The organism is Bradyrhizobium sp., assembly GCF_035484855.1.
In the GTDB taxonomy this organism is placed as follows: Bacteria; Pseudomonadota; Alphaproteobacteria; order Rhizobiales; family Xanthobacteraceae; genus Bradyrhizobium.
Window position 1 is genome coordinate 89,719 of the sequence record NZ_DATHOP010000025.1, and the last position, 17,428, is coordinate 107,146.

The 17,428-nt window shown below is 61.6% G+C and carries 24 protein-coding genes and 2 tRNA genes; 13 read left to right on the forward strand and 13 right to left on the reverse strand.

What is annotated here, in order from left to right:
* Window positions 1-14: 14 nt before the first annotated feature.
* A tRNA-Glu gene (locus VK804_RS02460) sits at window positions 15-89 on the reverse strand.
* 318 nt (window positions 90-407) lie between these two features.
* Here VK804_RS02460 and VK804_RS02465 point away from each other — a divergent pair.
* Window positions 408-662, forward strand: a complete 255-nt coding sequence (locus VK804_RS02465) for a PilZ domain-containing protein (RefSeq protein WP_325367454.1) — start codon at window positions 408-410, stop codon at window positions 660-662.
* Window positions 663-807: 145 nt separating this feature from the next.
* On the opposite strand, the gene VK804_RS02470 is transcribed toward VK804_RS02465, so the two are convergent.
* The 5 genes from VK804_RS02470 to VK804_RS02490 form a co-directional block, all read right to left on the reverse strand.
* Window positions 808-1,476 carry a glutathione S-transferase family protein gene (locus VK804_RS02470; protein ID WP_414642698.1) on the reverse strand — a complete coding sequence of 223 codons (669 nt, stop codon included), beginning with the start codon at window positions 1,474-1,476 and terminating at the stop codon, window positions 808-810.
* A gap of 305 nt (window positions 1,477-1,781) precedes the next feature.
* Window positions 1,782-1,952 carry a hypothetical protein gene (locus VK804_RS02475; protein ID WP_325367458.1) on the reverse strand — a complete coding sequence of 57 codons (171 nt, stop codon included), beginning with the start codon at window positions 1,950-1,952 and terminating at the stop codon, window positions 1,782-1,784.
* A gap of 275 nt (window positions 1,953-2,227) precedes the next feature.
* Window positions 2,228-2,680, reverse strand: coding sequence for a VOC family protein (locus VK804_RS02480; protein ID WP_325367460.1), 453 nt, complete (start codon window positions 2,678-2,680; stop codon window positions 2,228-2,230).
* 406 nt (window positions 2,681-3,086) lie between these two features.
* The gene (locus VK804_RS02485) at window positions 3,087-3,248 is read right to left on the reverse strand and encodes a hypothetical protein (protein ID WP_325367462.1); all 162 of its coding nucleotides are present in this window, start codon (window positions 3,246-3,248) and stop codon (window positions 3,087-3,089) included.
* Window positions 3,249-3,346: 98 nt separating this feature from the next.
* Window positions 3,347-3,739, reverse strand: a complete 393-nt coding sequence (locus VK804_RS02490; protein WP_325367464.1) for a TfoX/Sxy family protein — start codon at window positions 3,737-3,739, stop codon at window positions 3,347-3,349.
* Between the two features lie 115 nt (window positions 3,740-3,854).
* Here VK804_RS02490 and VK804_RS02495 point away from each other — a divergent pair, with 115 nt between their 5' ends.
* The 4 genes from VK804_RS02495 (at window position 3,855) to VK804_RS02510 (ending at window position 5,774) form a co-directional block, all read left to right on the forward strand.
* Complete coding sequence (locus VK804_RS02495) at window positions 3,855-4,160, forward strand: hypothetical protein (protein ID WP_325367466.1); 306 nt, start codon at window positions 3,855-3,857, stop codon at window positions 4,158-4,160.
* An 89-nt stretch (window positions 4,161-4,249) separates the two neighbouring features.
* Window positions 4,250-4,429: a hypothetical protein gene (locus VK804_RS02500; RefSeq protein WP_325367468.1), complete on the forward strand. Its 180-nt coding sequence runs from the start codon at window positions 4,250-4,252 to the stop codon at window positions 4,427-4,429.
* Between the two features lie 311 nt (window positions 4,430-4,740).
* A complete protein-coding gene (locus VK804_RS02505) occupies window positions 4,741-5,292 on the forward strand; it encodes a BA14K family protein (protein WP_325367470.1) in 552 nt (183 codons plus the stop codon).
* 203 nt (window positions 5,293-5,495) lie between these two features.
* On the forward strand, window positions 5,496-5,774 hold the full coding sequence (locus VK804_RS02510) for a hypothetical protein (RefSeq protein ID WP_325367472.1): 279 nt from the start codon (window positions 5,496-5,498) through the stop codon (window positions 5,772-5,774).
* A gap of 119 nt (window positions 5,775-5,893) precedes the next feature.
* Here the strand turns inward: VK804_RS02510 and VK804_RS02515 are convergent, their stop codons facing one another.
* Window positions 5,894-6,076, reverse strand: coding sequence for a hypothetical protein (locus VK804_RS02515; RefSeq protein ID WP_325367474.1), 183 nt, complete (start codon window positions 6,074-6,076; stop codon window positions 5,894-5,896).
* A 193-nt stretch (window positions 6,077-6,269) separates the two neighbouring features.
* Here VK804_RS02515 and VK804_RS02520 point away from each other — a divergent pair, with 193 nt between their 5' ends.
* From VK804_RS02520 to VK804_RS02540, 5 genes are all read left to right on the forward strand, one after another.
* On the forward strand, window positions 6,270-6,533 hold the full coding sequence (locus VK804_RS02520) for a hypothetical protein (protein ID WP_325367476.1): 264 nt from the start codon (window positions 6,270-6,272) through the stop codon (window positions 6,531-6,533).
* A 115-nt stretch (window positions 6,534-6,648) separates the two neighbouring features.
* Window positions 6,649-7,410, forward strand: a complete 762-nt coding sequence (locus VK804_RS02525) for an SIR2 family NAD-dependent protein deacylase (protein ID WP_325367478.1) — start codon at window positions 6,649-6,651, stop codon at window positions 7,408-7,410.
* Window positions 7,411-7,612: 202 nt separating this feature from the next.
* Window positions 7,613-8,275, forward strand: a complete 663-nt coding sequence (locus VK804_RS02530; RefSeq protein ID WP_325367601.1) for a cold-shock protein — start codon at window positions 7,613-7,615, stop codon at window positions 8,273-8,275.
* Between the two features lie 136 nt (window positions 8,276-8,411).
* Window positions 8,412-8,906: a DUF192 domain-containing protein gene (locus VK804_RS02535; RefSeq protein WP_325367480.1), complete on the forward strand. Its 495-nt coding sequence runs from the start codon at window positions 8,412-8,414 to the stop codon at window positions 8,904-8,906.
* A gap of 70 nt (window positions 8,907-8,976) precedes the next feature.
* Window positions 8,977-9,053: transfer RNA gene (locus VK804_RS02540), tRNA-Pro, on the forward strand.
* 204 nt (window positions 9,054-9,257) lie between these two features.
* Here the strand turns inward: VK804_RS02540 and VK804_RS02545 are convergent.
* Both VK804_RS02545 and VK804_RS02550 read right to left on the reverse strand, forming a co-directional pair.
* Window positions 9,258-10,427 (reverse strand): epoxide hydrolase, encoded by a 1,170-nt coding sequence (locus VK804_RS02545; RefSeq protein ID WP_325367482.1) that lies wholly within the window; start codon window positions 10,425-10,427, stop codon window positions 9,258-9,260.
* 176 nt (window positions 10,428-10,603) lie between these two features.
* Window positions 10,604-11,503, reverse strand: coding sequence for an alpha/beta hydrolase (locus VK804_RS02550; protein ID WP_325367484.1), 900 nt, complete (start codon window positions 11,501-11,503; stop codon window positions 10,604-10,606).
* Window positions 11,504-11,698: 195 nt separating this feature from the next.
* Here VK804_RS02550 and VK804_RS02555 point away from each other — a divergent pair, with 195 nt between their 5' ends.
* Window positions 11,699-12,211 (forward strand): MarR family winged helix-turn-helix transcriptional regulator, encoded by a 513-nt coding sequence (locus VK804_RS02555; RefSeq protein WP_325367486.1) that lies wholly within the window; start codon window positions 11,699-11,701, stop codon window positions 12,209-12,211.
* A 294-nt stretch (window positions 12,212-12,505) separates the two neighbouring features.
* On the opposite strand, the gene VK804_RS02560 is transcribed toward VK804_RS02555, so the two are convergent.
* Entirely contained in the window at window positions 12,506-12,994 is a 489-nt protein-coding gene (locus tag VK804_RS02560) for an Lrp/AsnC family transcriptional regulator (protein ID WP_325367488.1), read from the reverse strand.
* 134 nt (window positions 12,995-13,128) lie between these two features.
* Between VK804_RS02560 and VK804_RS02565 the strand changes: the two genes are divergently transcribed.
* Together VK804_RS02565 and VK804_RS02570 are read left to right on the forward strand one after the other, a co-directional pair.
* A complete protein-coding gene (locus VK804_RS02565) occupies window positions 13,129-13,545 on the forward strand; it encodes a RidA family protein (RefSeq protein ID WP_325367490.1) in 417 nt (138 codons plus the stop codon).
* A 64-nt stretch (window positions 13,546-13,609) separates the two neighbouring features.
* Window positions 13,610-13,996, forward strand: coding sequence for a hypothetical protein (locus VK804_RS02570; RefSeq protein WP_325367492.1), 387 nt, complete (start codon window positions 13,610-13,612; stop codon window positions 13,994-13,996).
* Between the two features lie 108 nt (window positions 13,997-14,104).
* Here VK804_RS02570 and VK804_RS02575 read toward each other — a convergent pair whose 3' ends face one another.
* The 3 genes from VK804_RS02575 to VK804_RS02585 all read right to left on the reverse strand — a co-directional run bounded on the left by VK804_RS02575 (window position 14,105) and on the right by VK804_RS02585 (window position 17,422).
* Entirely contained in the window at window positions 14,105-15,313 is a 1,209-nt protein-coding gene (locus VK804_RS02575; RefSeq protein ID WP_325367494.1) for an acyl-CoA dehydrogenase family protein, read from the reverse strand.
* Window positions 15,314-15,411: 98 nt separating this feature from the next.
* Window positions 15,412-15,804, reverse strand: a complete 393-nt coding sequence (locus VK804_RS02580; protein WP_325367496.1) for a translational machinery protein — start codon at window positions 15,802-15,804, stop codon at window positions 15,412-15,414.
* A 154-nt stretch (window positions 15,805-15,958) separates the two neighbouring features.
* Complete coding sequence (locus tag VK804_RS02585) at window positions 15,959-17,422, reverse strand: SagB family peptide dehydrogenase (RefSeq protein ID WP_325367498.1); 1,464 nt, start codon at window positions 17,420-17,422, stop codon at window positions 15,959-15,961.
* Window positions 17,423-17,428 lie beyond the last annotated feature (6 nt).

Here is a 17,428-nt window from a genome sequence, read left to right on the forward strand (position 1 = left end):
CGGCAGTAGCAATATGGCGCTCCCTAGCGGAATCGAACCGCTCTCTCCACCGTGAAAGGGTGGCGTCCTAACCGATAGACGAAGGGAGCGAAAACGCTTGTCCGCCGCGACCGGTTGGGGTCGGGGCGTTGCCGTTTCGCCTGGGTCTCAAGCAGATACGTCCGGCAGATCAATGCCTTGAGGCTTTCGATTCCGCCGCACCGAACCGGGACCCGCAAAGCCGGTCCCGGTGGAGGCGGGCGAACGTATAGTGGCGTTTGCGCAGGTGGGCAAGCCACCGGAAAATCGCCTTTTGACGGCGGCCGCGGGCCGCCTCCGACGCCCGCCGGACCGGGCAGAATAGCGATGGCCTGCAACGGTTTATTAGCGCCTCCGGAGGTACTGATTAACCCTCAGGAGCAGATTTGATGGCGGCAGCAAAAAAGCGGGAAGCGCGCAAATCGCTCCAGCAACCCGGTTGGATCACCCTCGAAGGCGGCTTCGCCGTGCGCCCCTGCGTGGTCAGGGACATGTCCTCATCCGGCGCCAAGATCACCATCGACGATCCCAATACGCTGCCGGGCAAATTGCGGCTGGCGTTCTCGCGCGACGCCCGCACCGGGCGCAATTGCGAAGTGGTCTGGCGCCGGGGCACCTCGGCCGGGGTCAAGTTCGTAAGGTAGTTCAGTTTTCGTCATGGCCGGGCTTGTCCCGGCCATCCACGTTTTTCTTTTTGCTACGGTCAAGACGTGGATGCCCGCGCATAGGCGAGCGGTAGCGACGCCGTCCTTCGGACGGCTATGCCCGGGCATGACGAAATAATCCTCATCACGACATCGGCGGTGCGATGAACTTTTGAAATCCCGGCCGTTCCGCAAACTGCGCGAACCAGCGATCGAGATTTGGAAACCGCGGCTTGCTCACGCCCTCGACCCCGAGCCAGCGCCTGGCATAGGCGCCGATCGCGATATCGGCGAGGGTAAAATCGTCGCCCTCGATGAATCGCCTGGTCGCAAGCTGCGCATCGGCGATCTTCCACACCACGGCCTCCGCGTCGACGTCCTTCTGGATCGCGACCATGTCGCGCTGCGCGAGGGGAGTTCGCACCAACGCCCAGAACACCGGGCGGTCGACCGGCTGGACGGTCGACAGCGTCCAGTCCAGCCAGCGGTCGACGCCGGCGCGGCGCTTCGGGGTTTCCGGATAGATCGTCGATCCCTTGCCATAGGCCATCGCGAGATAGCGCATCACTGAATTGGATTCCCAGAGCACGTAATCGCCGTCGACCAAGGTCGGCACCCGCGCGTTGGGATTCATCGCGAGATAGTCCGGATCGTGATTCCTGCCGAACGCCATGCCGGCGTCGATCCGCTCATAGGGAAGATCGAGCTCGGCCAGGCACCACAGGACCTTTTGCACATTGACCGAGTTGGCCCGGCCCCAGATTTTGAGTTGCACGATGTTTCGCTCCCGATTGATCCGCGTCCCGCGGGTCATACCGGACTTTGCGAAAAAATGCGCGCTTCCCCTGATCGATTTCGGTCATCGCCGCCGCAAAAAAAGCCCCGCCGCCGGCGGAGCTGATTTCGCCTGAAGCCGCGGATCGTTCGATCTCAGCGTCCGAAGAACAGCCACAACAGGATGATCACGGGGATCGGCACACCGATCAGCCAAAGCAGAATTCCTTTTCCCATTTTCGCCTCCATCAATTCCTCAGATGGAAAGAAAACGCGAGGCGCAGGGCGAGGTTCCAACGATCGGGTGGGAAAAAACTTCTTATCCGTGATCCGCGCGGCGAGAGATCAGCCGGCGGCCTGCTCGCGCGGCCGTTCGCGGGCTTCCATCAGCTCGGCGTAGCGGCTGTATTCGCCGGCCATTTCCAGCAGCCGCTCGCGCACCTCGGAGTCCGTCACCTGCCGGGCCAGGCGCTTGGCCTGGTCGGCCTGGAATTGATAGTGCTGGGCCTGGGTCATGCGAATCCTCAGCTATTCCGTCTAGTCTGAGGGCAAAAGGTTCATCGAATATGAACGAATATTTTGGGCGCGGCCCCGATTCACCTCGCCCCGCGCCTGTCCGCCGAAGCCTTAGTGAAGGCGGATGTGGCGAGAGGTCGTCCGGCGAAGCGCAGCGAAGCCGGGCGGGTGAGGGGGACTCTCCACGAGTCGCGCTCGCTGAGAGAGCCCCTCACCCCACCCTCTCCCCGCGAAAGAGCGGGGAGAGGGAGAAGCGATCGCACCGGCGCTAGCCCTCACCAATGCCCGGTGTTCGGCATCGAGCTCCACGGCTCCGCCGGCGGCTTCGGCTCGCCCTTCTGCAGCAATTCGATCGAATGCAGGTCGGGCGAGCGCACGAAGGCCATGTTGCCGTCGCGCGGCGGCCGGTTGATGGTGACGCCCATCTTCATCAGCTTCGCGCAGGTCGCATAGATGTCGTCGACCTCATAGGCGAGGTGGCCGAAATAGCGGTCCTCGCCGTATTTCTCCTCGTCCCAGTTATAGGTGAGCTCGACCAGCGGCGCGCCGCGGTTGGTCGGCGCCGCCTTGAACAGGCCCTCGTCCTCCGGCGCGCACAGAAACACCAGCGTGAATTTTGCCTTGTCGTTGTCGACGCGGCGGACTTCCTTCAGGCCCAGCGCATCGTGGTAGAATTTCAGCGCGGCATCGAGATTGCGCACGCGCAGCATGGTGTGGAGATAACGCATGGTTTGTTGTCCTTCTGAGGGATTTCCGCCCGTTTGAACATGACGGGCCACTCCATAGCAGCAAATTGCGGGAAGGTGCAGGCCGGTCAGATGCCCGGATCATCAAAAACCAATGACTACGGCAATGCGCTGGACATCGATCCGATCTGGAATGGCGGATTTGAGATGGCTCTACCGCGCGCCGAATCTCAGCGGCGGGTCCGCTCATCCACCGGCCACGCATTTGCAACGCCGATAAATCCAGCCAGTGCCGAGATGTTGATGAGGGCTTCGATCCACTGCATGGCCCCAATAATTCGGCGGATGGGCCTTCGTTCCTGAATGGCTGCTCTCCGGCCAGCGCAGGCCACGGCCCGGCGCGCGGCGATGTCTCGCTCGCGCGAACGGTCCAAAAAAGCATCGAAGATCAATGTTTGCAGGTAGGGTTCTTGTCCTCGGCGTCGGCGTCTTGCCGAAAACTCTCGGCAATGTCGGCGAACTCCTTGATCGTGTCCGCTGCGGTCATCGCCTTTGAGTGCCGGTCGGCAATGACCGCCTGGCCCCTGAGATAGTCGCTCCATGCGTTCATGAGATTTTCCCCGCCCGCGGCAAGCGAGCATGGGGCAAGCATCAGGGGTCCGAGGTGTTCCCAGGCGAACTCCTATTCGCAGCGGCTTGCTTAATGGTTCATGACAAGCTGTGCGGCCGCGGCTTCGATTTGCGTCCTGGCGCGGTCCGTTCGCGCTTCGCCGCGACCCGCCGCGCCGCCGCCAGCGCGGCGCGCGCCCAGGCGATGAGTTCGTCGGGTTCGTCGAACAGCCGCTCCGGCACGCGCCAGAAGGATAGGTCGATGGTGCCGCCCTGTTTGGCGTAGTTGAGAGGCGGGAAGGAAGCGGCTTCCCTGAAAGTCTCCCGGTTCTCGTCATCGACCCGGAAATAGAGTGTGTTGTCCGTCACCATGCCGAACATCACGGCGTCGCAGAAGACGCCGGTCTTGCCGAACATGCGCCGCATGGTGATGTGGCCGAACGGCGCCAGCTGCTCGCGCAGGAACTCGGCAAAGCTGTCGCTGGCAACCATCCTCGATCCGTATTGGGCCTGCCCCACTCATCGTCATGGCCGGGCTTGTCCCGGCCATCCACGTCTTTCTTGGGTGAATGAAGCGAAGACGTGGATACCCGGCACAAGGCCGGGCATGACGAGTTTTGTCTTAGTGCCCGTTTCCAATCGAACGGCGCTACGCTTCATTCCCCCGCAGTTTCTGCGACGCCGCCGATGGCCGCGCCTCGAGATTTCCCATCCGGGCCTCGTATTCCGCCGCGAGATCCAGAAGCCGCCTTTGGGTGAAGGGATCGGCGTGCCTGGCAAGGCGGCGGCAGCGTTCTGCCTGTTCTCTCAGAAAATCAACTTCCATTCACTCACCTACCGGGCGGGTGCATTCCAGCCGAAGCAGCGACCATACCCGAAATCGTTTCGAGTGCCTTTGCCGATCCCGCATTGAAGATGCGGGTTCCATTCGGTTCCCGCATGGCTGCCAGCGCTGAAGGGGGCGGTTCCAATACGTTGTCTCCCCCGGAGGAGGAGCACACCATGCCGACCTATCGGGTCTATCTGATCGACGGAAACGACCGCGTCGCCTCGTACCGGCCGCTTGAGGCCGAGACCGACGCGGAGGCGATCAGCGCCGCGCGGCAATTTGTCGATGGCTGCGACGTCGAAGTCTGGCATCTCGACCGCAAGATCGGACGGCTGGAGAGGGGCGGAAAATAGCGACGGGAAAAAACAGCGGCAGCAAATGCCGGCAGGTGAGGGGTCTGCCACGCGCAGTGGTAAAACCAAAAGTCCCGCCGGCATCTGAGTATGCCGACGGGGCTCGCCACGCTCTCACACATGTCATCCTACCAAATCGCGTAACGCGGTCGCCGGCGCTTCGTTCCGCTCCGGCGGAATATTTTTGTGAGTGGCGGTTCCGGGTTTCTGGCGCGCGAAGCGTCATCACAACTCTGAAATAGCGCGGGAAATCCGGAACGATCTGTTAACCCTGATGTTCTGCTCCTCATATCTGTTTGTGGAGAAGTGCCATGTCGAAACTCGGAATTTTGGCGGCGACAGCCTTGTCATTGACGCTAGCCCTTGCAGCCCCGGCCAGCGCGGCCGGACGCGGCGGAGGCGGCGGCGCGCATTTCGGCGGCGGAGGTGGCGCGCATTTTGGCGGCGGCGGAATGCGCATGGGCGGCGGCGCCGCGGCGTTCCGTGGCGCCCAGGCGAGCATGGGCCCAAGAGTCGGCACAAGCGTTGGCGCAGTGAGCGGCGGTGCGCGGTTCGCGCCGGGCGGATTCCGCGATCATGATCATCGCGGCTTCGGCGCGGGCGCCGGCTTCGTCGCGGGGTTGGCCGCCGGCAGCGCGCTCGGCTACGGCTATGACCCCTACTACTACGGCCCGGACTATGCCTATGACGATTCTTATTACGACGGCGGCTATCCGGTGGATCAGGGCTACGTAGCGAGCCCGGGTTATGTCGTGTCGGGCGGCGCCGATCCCGCCTATTGCGCACAGCGGTATCGGTCTTACGATCCGGCGTCCGGGACCTATCTCGGCTATGACGGCCTGCGGCATCCCTGCGGCGAATGATCGACGGCGCGAAGCCAACAACACCTGAAACGATCGAGGAGCGGCTCACACGAGCCGCTCTTTTTTTGTCGCGAGCGGGGCGGGGAGGAACTTGCAAGCTCGATCGGTTGCGTTGCCACAGCGCCAGGCAATCAGTCCGGTTCCACCGCAACCTTGGCACGCGCCGCGCGTTATCAAGGCGGTACTGAATGGAGGACATGCGCATGACAAAAACATTGGCAGTTCTGGCGACGGTTGGCGCCTTGGCCGCGACCACCATCGCCGTACCGGCGCCGGCTCAGGCGCGCGGCTTCGGCCCCGGATTGGCGTTCGGGCTTGCCGCCGGCGCGATCGCCGCAGGCGCCTACGGCGCCTATGGGCCTTATTACTACGGGCCGGGCTACGGCTATTACGGGCCGCGTTACTACGCGCCGGCCTATGGTCCCTACGCCTATTACGGTGGGCCGTATTACTATAGCCACCGCTACTATCGCCACTGGTGATAGCGCGACGAAAAGCCCGGCAGCCTCGCTGCCGGGCTTTTTGCTGGCCGGCGCATAGAAGCCCACCACCGTCGTCCCGGCCTCCAAGCCGGGACGACGGTGAAGGTGATCCGTATTCGCTACGACCAGAACGGCACGGTCTCAATGGTGCGTCGCGGGGTTTCGACATGCCGCGCGCTTTGCAGCGTCGCCGCAAAATATTCCGCGCGCTCGCGCTCGAATTTTTCCTGGGTGGCCTTGAAGAAGGCGACGCGGGCTGCGATTTCTTCCCGCTCCGAAGTGGCGCTGTCTGCTGCGGTCATGCCCATCCCTTGTTCTTGATTCTTGTCCCACCGCCATTGGCGGTCGCGATTGGGGCGCGAATGCGGAGGCGGCATTGCCAGATTGTGATGACAGCGGAAAATCCTGGCACGCAGGCTTCGAGGCGGATAAACGCGGCATCGCGCTTGTGGCGTGGGTGCCTTCCCGGTAGCCAAAACCAAACGGGAGCGCTGCATGGCAAAGATCGATCTGGATGCACTTGGTATCGAGGAACTGGCGGCGTTGCGCGAGACGGCCGGCGACATATTGATGGAAAAGGTGGTGGCGCGGCGGGCCGAACTGGAAGCCGAGCTCGAAAAACTCTCAGTGTACGGCAAGCCGGCGAAGAAGCCGCAAGCCGAGCCGACGCCTTCAGTGAAAGCAAAAAAGAGCGACGAGCGGAAGAGCGACGAGAAGAAAGCCGACGAGGCCAAGGATCCGGTTGCCAAGGCGGCCTGAGGGCGGCTAGCGAAGACCGCCCGGCTTTCGCCGGCGAGGGCGAGCGCGCATCGACGTTGCGGTCCGACCGGCCGTGCTATAACAGGCGCGGCCAACCCCCCTGGGATCGCCTGACATGATCGCATCGGATCTTCGCAGCGGCGTGGAGCAGCTCGGCGACATGATCGCCGCCTCCTCCACCATTTTACCCTTCACCGGCGCCGGCATCTCGACCGAATGCGGCATTCCCGACTTCCGCTCACCCGGGGGATTGTGGACGCGCAACCGGCCGATCCCGTTCGATGAGTTTGTCGCCAGCCCCGAGGCCCGGGCGGAATCCTGGCGCCGGCGCTTTGCGATGGAAGAAACCTTCGCCGCCGCCAAGCCCGGGCGCGGCCATCGCGCGCTGGCACAGCTCTATCGCGCCGGCAAGGTGCCCGCCATCATCACCCAGAATATCGACAATCTGCATCAGGTCTCGGGCTTTGCCGCCGATCACGTGATCGAACTGCATGGTAATACCACCTATGCCCGCTGCATCGGCTGCGGCCGCGCCTATGATCTGGCCTGGGTCAAGCAGAGCTTTGCGGCCAGCGGCGACGCCCCGGATTGCCGGGATTGCGACGAGCCGGTCAAGACCGCCACCATCTCGTTCGGGCAGGCGATGCCGGAGGAGGCGATGCGGCGGGCCACCGAACTGGCGCAGCGCTGCGACCTGTTCCTGGCGATCGGGTCCTCGCTGGTGGTGTGGCCGGCGGCCGGCTTCCCGCTGATGGCCAAGAATGGCGGCGCGCGGCTGGTGATCATCAACAACGAGCCCACCGACCAGGACGATATCGCCGACCTCGTGATCCGCCACGACATCGGGGAAACGCTGGGGCCGTTCGTCGGGAATTGATGCCCAATTGATTCGCAGCTGTGCAAGCCTGTTCATAGCTCACGGCAATTTTGTTTTTTATCTATGCGCCGCAAGCGGGAGTGTTATCTTTTGATTCGCGAGATTCGCGTGGCGTCGTCATGAATTGTCATGGGATGGGCGCGTGTTCCCGGCACCGTCGCACCAGTTGGCGGGCCGCAGATGATGTGTGGGGTCCGTTGTCATGGGGTCGGACGGATTTGAGTCCAAGAAGCTCGGGGGCCCGCCCAGCGGGGCGGGGCCGAACCGGCTTGGGCCGGGTGATTTTGCGGGCGCTGCCGAACGTGATCCGGCGATCGACGCAATTTCAGGTCTCGGCGATACCGCCGCCAACCTCGTCGAAATCTCCGGCGTCATAAAATGGTTCGACGCATCAAAGGGCTACGGCTTCATCGTGCCCGACAATGGCTGGCCCGACGTGCTTCTGCACGTCACCGTGCTGAGGCGCGACGGCTACCAGACCGCCTATGAGGGCGCGCGTCTGGTGGTCGAATGCGTGCAGCGCGCCAAGGGCTACCAGGCGTTCCGCATCCTCTCGATGGACGAATCGACCGCGATCCATCCGGCGCAGATGCTGCCGCCCCGGACCCATGTCAGCGTCACCCCGACCTCCGGGCTGGAGCGGGCGCAGGTCAAGTGGTTCAACCGTCTCCGCGGCTTCGGCTTCCTGACCTGCGGGGAGGGGACGCCCGACATTTTCGTCCACATGGAAACCCTGCGCCGATTCGGCATGACGGAACTTCGCCCGGGACAGTTTGTGCTGGTGCGGTTCGGGCCCGGCTCCAAGGGCATGATGGCCGCCGAAATCCAGCCCGAGAGCGGCTCGCCCGGTCTGTCGTCACACTGATCCCGCAAATCCTGCCGGAAACGGTCGGCGCGGCTCATAAAATGACCGTGCGGACGGGGCTGCGGTCTGGTATTCGCCATGATCCTCGGGCTAGGGTCGCCCAAAATTCTCTCAACCGGCTCGGGTAGCGTTGTCCATGAAGTGTGATCGGGGTGTTGGCCGGCGTCGTGCGCCCGCGCGGCCGTGGATTTGTTTCGGAATTTTTCTCGCGCTCATCCTCGCCGCCGCCGCGCCTGCCGCCCGAGCGGCGACCGTCCAGCCGCTCGAGATCGTCACCAAGAACGGCGTGCAGGTGTTCTCGGTCGAGATGGCCACCACCGAGGAAGAGAAAGAGAAGGGCCTGATGTTCCGGAAGGAACTGGCGGACGGCAAGGGCATGCTGTTCGACTTCTCGCCGGAGCAGGAAGTATCGATGTGGATGAAGAACACCTACATCTCGCTCGACATGATCTTCATCCGCGCCGACGGCCGCATCCTGCGGATCGCCGAAAACACCGAGCCGATGTCGACCCGGATCATTCCCTCGGGCGGGCTCGCCAAGGGGGTGCTGGAAGTGATCGCAGGCACGGCGAAGAAATACGGCATCGAGCCCGGCGACCGGGTCGGCCATCCCCTGTTCAACGGCAAATGAGGCAGGCCGCCGGAGCTCGCCTTGCTGGCGGCTCCTGAAGCGTGTATCGACACGGTTTCCTTGGATAAATCGGGGTATAGCGCAGCCTGGTAGCGCGGCAGTTTTGGGTACTGCAGGTCGTTGGTTCGAATCCAGCTGCCCCGACCAGAAACGCCTTTGATTCCCCTAGCTTTTCTCCCTGCGATTCTGACGCGATTCTGACACGCGGTTCTTACGCAGCGGCGGCTTTACCCCGGTCAGCTTGCCCATGGTTCTAGGGCAACCGCTTATGAGGCGTCGGGGAGTATTCACTGGATCCAGCATGGTCATCCTTGGAAGCCACGTATCAAGAAGAACGGTGAATGCCCATTTTCAGCGGACCGTTCGGAAAAATGCGCGAATTTCCTTGGCCAGTTCCTCCGGCTGCTCCAAGGCGGGAAAATGTCCACCACGCTCCATCTTCGTCCAGCGGGTGATGTTCCCATACATGCGCTCCGCGAGCGACCGTGGCGGCCGCAGGAATTCCTTCGGAAACTCCGCGTAACCGCAAGGGACATGGATGCGCTCGCCCGGCGGCACCATCCAAGGCCCGTGGTGCCGCGCATAGTAAGGCCAGAAGCTCGATCCGATCGCACCCGTCGCCCAATACAACATGATGTTGGTTGCGAGCACATCGCGGCCAAGCCAGGCGTCGGCGTCGCCGTCGCAATCGGTCCAGGAACGAAACTTTTCCAGAATCCATGCGGCAAGTCCCACCGGCGAGTCGGAGAGCGCATAGGCCAGCGTCTGCGGCTTGGTGCCCATGATCTGGATGTACCCTGTTTCTTCCTTCAGCCAGTCCGCAAGCTGATCGAAGAACTCGTTCTCCTCTTGCGTCGGAGTATCAACCGCTGGCCGTTCGCGCGGGATCGTGAGTAGAGATATCTGGATGCCGCGCACGTTCTGCGGATACGCATACGCGAGCCGCGAGCTCACGAACGCTCCCCAGTCTCCGCCCTGAGAGCCGAAGGTCCTGTACCCCAAGACATCGACCATCAACTTCGCAAAGGTATCGCTGATCTCCGGAATGCTGAAGCGACGCTGATTTGGGCTGAATGAGAAGCCATGCCCCGGCATCGACGGAGCGACAACCGTGAAGGCGTCACGCGGATCGTCGCCAAAGCTTGCGGGATCCGTCAGCATTGGAATGATCTTGCGAAAATCCGCGAACGAACTCGGCCAACCGTGCGTGAGCAGCAACGGGATTGGATCGGGGCCCTTGCCCTCGACGTGAATATAATGAAGATTGATCGAGTCGATCTCCACCGTGTATTGAGTGAGCTCATTTAGTGCGGCTTCGTGCTTGCGCCAGTCGTACTCGTCGCGCCAATAGTCGACGAACGACCTGAGATACTGCAGATCGACTCCGTAGTCCCATCCTGGCGCAACCTCATCCGGCCAGCGCACGTCTTGCAGTCGCTTCTTCAAATCCACAAGCGTCGCGTCCGGCACTGCGATCCTGAATGGTTTGGGGGAATATGGCTTGGATGTGGTGGTCGACATTGGAATTTCCGTTGGTCCAGGAGCATTCGAGCGGCAACTTCTAACGTCAATGCTGCGCGGCATAGAACGAATGTTCTTTTCCCTCATGGTGACGAAGGGTGTTCTCAAAATCCCGGGAAGATGTTGTAGCCAACGCCGTTTTCGGGCGGCGCTATCCAGATTTTCGCTATAGGCGTTCAGTTAGGGGCGTGCGTCTTGAACCAGTCCATGATCAGACCGGTGACTTCGGCGTCGCGTTCGAGGTGCGGGAAGTGCCCGACATCGGGCAAGACAATGTTTTTATATGGCCCCTTGAAGAGCGGCTCAATCGCTACCGAGTACCTCGCCGTCGGATCAGTGCTGCCATAAATCGTCAGCGTTGGCGTATGCATCTCGTTCATGGGCAGCCGGCCCGTACGTACCGCATCGCTCAGGCCTCCATAATATTTGAGCGCTGCCGTCATGGTACCGGGAGAGCTAAGCGTCTCCTTGATCGAACGGAGATGCTCGTCATTCTTGAATGTAGGTGACCACAGCTTCCAGAGATAATCGACGAATGGAAGTCCCTCGATATTGACCAGCGAGTCAGCGCCGGGCATCTGGAAAAAAAACACATGGAAGATGGATCGAATGAATTCTGGATCCTTCCTGTTGCTCAAAATTGCGATCGGGTGCGCGGTGTTCATGACCACGGCGGCCTTGATCGCCGATGGCGCCGCGGCCAGCGCCTGAAAAGTCGACGTGCCGCCCCAATCCATGCCAACGACACATGCCTGTCCGTCGTCGCTCAGCGCCGCGATCAGCGCTTCGAGATCCTTGCCCAGCGCGATGGGATCGAAAATGCCATCCGCCGGAATCTCGGTCGGCGCATAGCCACGCAAGAACGGCGAGACTGCGCGATATCCCGCATCCGCGAAGACTTGCATTTGCTTTCGATACGACCAAGCGTTGTCGGGAAAGCCATGCATGAACATGACAAGAGGCCCGCTGCCCTGTTCGAGGTAACCAAACCGCAGTCCGTTGGCCTGCACGTATTTCAGGGCGGGTTCGCCGTCGGCGGCTTTCGGAGCAGTTAATGCAGTGCTTGGCGCAGTCATCGCTACTCTCCATGCTTCTTCGTGTTCTAGTCGCGCATGACAGGCGCAGTCACGAAGCGGCGCTTTGGCCACTCGCTGCAAATCCGGGGATGATCTCTGCACCTGTTGCCGTTGATCATCGTTCGCACAATATGTGTGTAACGCACATATTAGGTCAAGTTGTTTTTTGTGCGCTCCGCACATATTATACACCCCATGGTGATGGAGCCTGAAATCGCGAATTTGCTGGGGGCGCTTTCGCTCGCCGTGATGGATCGGATCGAGCAGGGAACCCGCGACATCATAGGCCACGCCGGCGAAACGCCTGCCGCGCTCATCGTCATTGGGTATGGCCCGGTGACCAACGACAAGCTCCGCCGAATCCTTGGCCTATCGCATTCGGGGACGGTCCGACTCGTGGACCGGCTGGTTTTGGATCGGCTTGTTGAACGCCGGCCTGGGAAGGACGGCCGGGAGGTCGCCTTGCATCTCACCGCCAAAGGCGCGGCGTCCCGAAAGGATTTGCTGACCTCCCGGATTTCCGCCGTCGCATCGTTCGTGGACGTCTTGTCACCATCGGAAAGAAAGCGACTGGGAGAACTGATCCGCGACGTGCTCGCTAGGCAGGACACCTCGGAGATGGACCGCTTTACGATCTGCCGGATGTGCGACACCGGTGTTTGTTTGAATTGCCCATTGCCTACAACCGTGAGCAAACGCGACCGTTAGCGCACGCTATCCTTGGTTCATGGTCCACCGTCTTTTCTTCTGGTTGGCGCTGGAATCTAGCGAGGTTATTGGGCTCAGCGTCGCAAAGCTCGCGGGCGGTCAGTGGTGCGCCGCAACCGTTAGCAGGGTGCGGTCTGAGCTGAGGTCCACGCCTCTAAAGGGAATCGGTGTTGCAGTTCATCGTCGAATTCACCGATGTTCGGCGGCCACGGGCACTTTCCCGTCGCTGGCCATTTGCAAGGGTCGGGAATTAATATTTCTCGACCTTGCTAATCGCTCGCAACTGGCCGGCTGTCAGGCGCGTTTGCGTAGATGGTCGAGCGGCAATGGCGCCCCTGCTTTAAGTGATTGAATGGCAATATTGCTTCTTACCTCTCGAACAATCGGTAGGTTCAGAAGCCTGCCGACGAGAAAGTGTTGATAGTGCTCCAGGTCAGGTACGACGACCTCCAAGAGGTAGTCTGCCTCTCCAGAGACAAGATGGCAGGCGATTACTTCTCGCATTGCGCTGACAGCCTCCTCAAACGTCTGGGCGCGTTGATTGGCATGACCGTCGATCTTGACGCCAATGAAGACCGAGAAGCCGAGGCCGACCCGATCACGGCACAACACGGCCCGGTAGCCCTGGATGTAACCGTCGCGTTCGAGCCGCTTGACCCTGCGCAAGCATGGGGACGGCGACAACCCAACCTTCTCGGCAAGCTCCACATTGCTTAGCCGGGCGTCTGCCTGCAATTCAGCGACGATGCGGCAATCGATGGCGTCTAAGGTCGGTTTTGGCATAGAGAGCCGGGTCCTGCGTAATAGAGGACGAATTATTGCGTTTGACCTGAGTAAAATAGCATGAATCGCAAGGACGTGTCCTCCCCTCATAGAGCATACTTGTTGAAAGTCGGCATCTTTCCGAGGGTGGAGCAATGGCGAACGATCGAACTCACAATGTGACCTTCAGCAATCCGACCGCGCTGGCACCGCCGCTCGGTTACTCCCAAATCGCCGAAATTCGAGACGCCAGGCTGATCTACATCACGGGTCAGACCGCGCTGGACAGCAATGGTGGTCTTGTCGGCGGACAGGATCTCGAGGCCCAGGCCGATCAGGTCTTCCAGAACATTTCTGTTGCCCTGGCATCGGTTGGCTGCACGGCGCGCAACCTCGTCAAGCTCACAGTATTTATGCGGAATATGGGCCAGTTGGCGAGCTACCGGAAGGCGCGCGATCGGTTTTTTCATACGGCCACGCCGGCCGCCGCTCCTGCAATCACACTCGTTGAAGTATCCCGGCTGTTTGGCGACGAGTTCTTGATCGAGATTGAGGCTGTCGCAGCGGCATAGAACACGCGCCGTCTGGTCGCATTATTTCAGGGACGCGGATTCCAAACTTGCAGGGAATGAAGGAATGAGCATTCTGCTCAAGGGCGCAGTCGGTATGTTGTTCGCTGCCTTGGCGCTGGCGTGGATCGCGACTTTCGCGAAACTCATAATCGTGCCGCCAATCCAGGTACGGATCAAGGACTACGGTGCACTAATCAGGGCGCACATAGATCTGCTTCTGATGTCGTTACTATGTCTGGCGCTTTACGCCGTTCGGATACCGTTGCCGACCGAGGCCTGCTGGCTAGTTGTGATTGGCGGATATACAAATCCGAGTCTGTTTCTGTTGCGGGCGTTCGCCCCCGAGGCTCCCAGCACCTGGATCCGCAAGACCTTCAGGTTAGCAAGCTTTACCACTACGACAGTTGGTTTCGGCTGGGTCGGTTACTCGCTTCTGCAGGCGGTGCCATAAGCCAAACCTCTTTGATTCGAAGGTGGGGAGCTATGCGTAGCTATGTTCTGCAGATTGACCTAAAGCTGCCCCGAGAGACCGAGTGGCATGCGCGCGTTCGGTCCGCGCTCAAAAGGTCCCCATGCCGAGGAAGCCGTCATGGGGAAAATCCGCCATGATCTTCTTGCCGACCAATTCCTTCAGCGTCTCCGTGGTGCCCCCGCCGAGGGTGCCGTAGCGGGCGCCGCGATAGAAGCGCGAGACCGGAAATTCGTCAGTGAAGCCATAGCCGCCGTGTACCTGGATGGCTTCGCTGGTGACTCGGATGGCCATCTCGTTGCAGTACATTTTCGCCAATGCGGCCTGATGGGGATCGGGAAAGGGGTCGGCGGTCGCGCAGGCGCGATAGAGCACGGAACGGCCCACCTCGATGTCGCGATACATTTCGGCCAGCTTCCACCGCATGCCCTGGAAGTCGCCGATCGGACGGTTGAACGCGGTGCGGTCGCGACAATATTTCACCGCTTCCTCGAACGCCCCCTCGGCAAGACCGAGCGAGATAGAGGGGTTGAGGCAGCGCTGGGTGTTGAAGGCGCTGAGCAGCCGGCGAAAACCGTCGTTCCGCACGACCAGATTTTCGAGCGGCAGTTCGCAGTTCTCGAAAGTGATCTCGGCAAGGTTCTCGCCGCCCATGGTATGGTAGCGCGCCGTACACTGGAAACCTGATGTATCGGGCTCGATCAGCACGCAGCCGATGCCTTCCCGTCCAGGCTGCTTGTTGATCCGCGTGAAGACAACGAACATCGCCGCCTCATCGACGCGGCTGATCAGCGTCTTCGTGCCGTTCAGCACGAGCTTGTCGCCGACGATGTCGGTGTTGGTCCGGTAATTCGCCACATCCGTGCCGGCATGCGGCTCGGTCATGCATATGGCGAGGATGCGTTCGCCGGTGCAAACACCGGGGAGAATGCGCCGCTTGATCGGCTCGGGTGCGTAAGTCGAAATGATCCTGGTCTGGACGCCCACTTCGCCGAGCAGCGCCATCGCCGTGACATAGCAGCCCTTCGCCACCTCCTCGAGCACCAGCGCCGTATCGAGAACGCCCAGACCAAGCCCGCCATATTCCTCCGGCACGGCCATGCCGAGAACGCCGATTTCAGCGAGATCCCTAAGGTTCTCCCAGGGAAACGTGCCATCCAGATATTTCAGCGCGCGCGGCTTGAACTTGTCCTGCGTCAGGGATCGTACGGTGTCGACCATTTGCCGTTGTTGGGCACTGAGCTTGAATCGCACCGCGTCGACGGTTTCGCCCTGTTCGGCACCCGGCTGAAATTCCATCGTCGCACCCGATTCCCTTCGGCCTTGTTGCTCGATCATTGCAGCAACAAGAGGAGGGCGTCCAGACCGGGAAGACCGATCCCGGCGGCGTAGCGCCATCAGGTCTCCCGCGGCGGCACTCCGAGCCTGAAGTAGCGTTTGGCGTAGGCGACGATTTCGGCATCGGTGGGGTGGTCGGCGGCTTCTACCGCGACGACGCGCTTGCCGATATCAGGGTGCTGCTCGCGCAGATATTTGGCAAATTCGGCCTTGGCGCTCGCGGGGCCGATGATCAGGATCTCGCCGGCGTCGCTGACGGCGTTCATGGCTTGCGCGAAAAACTCCTTGTCGAAGCCGGCATGGCCGCTGCCGATCGAGCCCGCCTTGTGGTGCAGATGGCGCGTCGGCAGATGCGGATGCAGGATGGCTTCGTCCTCGCCCGACAGGCCGATATGGAAAACCTTGGCCTGCGAATGATCGATCCAAACGATCGCATGGAAGTGGCTGGGCATGTCGGGGTCCTCGTCAGCAACCAGTCGTCGGGCTGACCCTTATGTCGATGGGCGGGCGGGCGGTTTCAACGTCCGCTCGCAAAAATATCGCAAGCGGCCACCGGCCGATTGATGCGGGTCAGTCGGGGCTCGTCAAGCCGAAGGCTGTCGGGTCCTACTCGGAGCCGTCAGGCTTGCTGCCGCGTCCGAGCGCGAATTGGACGATCGGGCCCTCGATGTGGAATTCGATCCCGGTCATTTTCGCAAACAGATCGATATTGGTGCTGCCGATCGCGCATCCGCCGAGCCCCATGTCGCTCGCCGCCAGATAGAGCGTCTGGATCAGGACGCCGGCGTTCTTCAGGATCAGCGCATACGCAATCGAACTGTATTTCCAGGACACCCGGCCGAAGCGGGCGGCGATCGTGATCAGGACCTGGGGCGGGGCAGGGGCGTCCATGGCGAATTCGGCGCCGGTCCACAGCGCCTCGAACTCCTGTGGGCGCACGGCGATCGGCACCAGCGCATGCCGGTCGGCGTCATAGTGATAGAAGCCGCGCTCAAGTCCCTCGCAGTTCGCCACCGCCAGATAGAGTTCGAGCTCATAGGCGCTGCCGCCCGACGGATAGGGCCGCACCGCATATTCGACGACCGGACTGCCGTCGTCGGGGTCGAGGCTGGTGTCCCATTTCGCGCGGATGCGGGCGGTGGCATCGAGAAAGCGCGACAGCTCGGCAAGCGTGATCGGGTGCTGGTCGTCGAATTCGCGTATCGAATGACGCTCATGCAGCAGCCTCGTGAACGGCGAGGTTGTCTCCTGAGGCGTCGCGGACGACGCGCCCAAATCGATGCTTTTGCCGGGCCAGCCTGGCCGCACCGCCGGTGGTGGCGCAATCTCGCCCGCATGCGGATAGACCCCGCCGAGCGGATTGGCCTGCCGCCCCTCCGTGGTGTGGGTGTGGAACAGAAGGTCGTGAAAGTCCCACATCACGAGGTTGTCGTCGCCCTCGGCCGGCCGCAAGCCGTCGCCTGCGCTGGCATCGACCTTGAACAGGATCTGGCAATCGAGGAGAAGCGCCAGAATCTCGGCGCCCGGAAAACCCTTCTGCTGCCGGAACCGGCTGATTTTCTGCGGCGTCGACAGCAGGACGAGGGCGGCCGCTATCTTCGGGTCGCAAATCCGAAACAACGCGCCGGCGCGCGGCGATTCCAGCACCATCTCCTTGCCACGCCGGCGCAGATAGGCGAACCGCGATAGCGCAACCGTGTCGGAGGCGCCGAGCTTTGGTGTTTGCGGCCGATAGTCTGGACGTTGCGGCTCGATGACCACCTGGTCGGCATTTCCGTGTCCCAGCCGGTACTCCAGGAGACCGCGCCGGGCCAAACGCCGGACCAGGAGATCAATTTCCTTGTCGACGGCGCCTTGCCGGGCAAAGGATCGAAGCGGCAAGCCCGTGCGCAGTTGCTGCGCGCGTTCCACCGCGACGGCGCTGAACCTTCCGAGGCTTTCGGCATAGCCATCGAAGCAGGCGGAGAGATTTCCGTCAGGCTGGGCTTCAAGCGTGATGTGCGCGCTCAGCCGGGCGGAAACGACCGCCGGCGCGATCCGCCGCACCTTGTGTTTTGCGGGAGTGCGCAAACCGAG

Coding starts and splice junctions, on each gene's coding strand:
- VK804_RS02510 (WP_325367472.1), top strand. CDS start 5,496: ATGACAAAAACATTGGCAGTTCTGGCGACGGTTGGCGCCTTGGCCGCG.
- VK804_RS02515 (WP_325367474.1), bottom strand. CDS start 6,076: ATGACCGCAGCAGACAGCGCCACTTCGGAGCGGGAAGAAATCGCAGCC.
- VK804_RS02535 (WP_325367480.1), top strand. CDS start 8,412: ATGAAGTGTGATCGGGGTGTTGGCCGGCGTCGTGCGCCCGCGCGGCCG.
- VK804_RS02550 (WP_325367484.1), bottom strand. CDS start 11,503: ATGACTGCGCCAAGCACTGCATTAACTGCTCCGAAAGCCGCCGACGGC.
- VK804_RS02480 (WP_325367460.1), bottom strand. CDS start 2,680: ATGCGTTATCTCCACACCATGCTGCGCGTGCGCAATCTCGATGCCGCG.
- VK804_RS02545 (WP_325367482.1), bottom strand. CDS start 10,427: ATGTCGACCACCACATCCAAGCCATATTCCCCCAAACCATTCAGGATC.
- VK804_RS02505 (WP_325367470.1), top strand. CDS start 4,741: ATGTCGAAACTCGGAATTTTGGCGGCGACAGCCTTGTCATTGACGCTA.
- VK804_RS02470 (WP_414642698.1), bottom strand. CDS start 1,476: ATGACCCGCGGGACGCGGATCAATCGGGAGCGAAACATCGTGCAACTC.
- VK804_RS02555 (WP_325367486.1), top strand. CDS start 11,699: ATGGTGATGGAGCCTGAAATCGCGAATTTGCTGGGGGCGCTTTCGCTC.
- VK804_RS02490 (WP_325367464.1), bottom strand. CDS start 3,739: ATGGTTGCCAGCGACAGCTTTGCCGAGTTCCTGCGCGAGCAGCTGGCG.
- VK804_RS02525 (WP_325367478.1), top strand. CDS start 6,649: ATGATCGCATCGGATCTTCGCAGCGGCGTGGAGCAGCTCGGCGACATG.
- VK804_RS02570 (WP_325367492.1), top strand. CDS start 13,610: ATGAGCATTCTGCTCAAGGGCGCAGTCGGTATGTTGTTCGCTGCCTTG.
- VK804_RS02475 (WP_325367458.1), bottom strand. CDS start 1,952: ATGACCCAGGCCCAGCACTATCAATTCCAGGCCGACCAGGCCAAGCGC.
- VK804_RS02565 (WP_325367490.1), top strand. CDS start 13,129: ATGGCGAACGATCGAACTCACAATGTGACCTTCAGCAATCCGACCGCG.
- VK804_RS02485 (WP_325367462.1), bottom strand. CDS start 3,248: ATGAACGCATGGAGCGACTATCTCAGGGGCCAGGCGGTCATTGCCGAC.
- VK804_RS02500 (WP_325367468.1), top strand. CDS start 4,250: ATGCCGACCTATCGGGTCTATCTGATCGACGGAAACGACCGCGTCGCC.
- VK804_RS02530 (WP_325367601.1), top strand. CDS start 7,613: ATGGGGTCGGACGGATTTGAGTCCAAGAAGCTCGGGGGCCCGCCCAGC.
- VK804_RS02520 (WP_325367476.1), top strand. CDS start 6,270: ATGGCAAAGATCGATCTGGATGCACTTGGTATCGAGGAACTGGCGGCG.
- VK804_RS02560 (WP_325367488.1), bottom strand. CDS start 12,994: ATGCCAAAACCGACCTTAGACGCCATCGATTGCCGCATCGTCGCTGAA.
- VK804_RS02465 (WP_325367454.1), top strand. CDS start 408: ATGGCGGCAGCAAAAAAGCGGGAAGCGCGCAAATCGCTCCAGCAACCC.
- VK804_RS02575 (WP_325367494.1), bottom strand. CDS start 15,313: ATGGAATTTCAGCCGGGTGCCGAACAGGGCGAAACCGTCGACGCGGTG.
- VK804_RS02495 (WP_325367466.1), top strand. CDS start 3,855: ATGACGAGTTTTGTCTTAGTGCCCGTTTCCAATCGAACGGCGCTACGC.
- VK804_RS02580 (WP_325367496.1), bottom strand. CDS start 15,804: ATGCCCAGCCACTTCCATGCGATCGTTTGGATCGATCATTCGCAGGCC.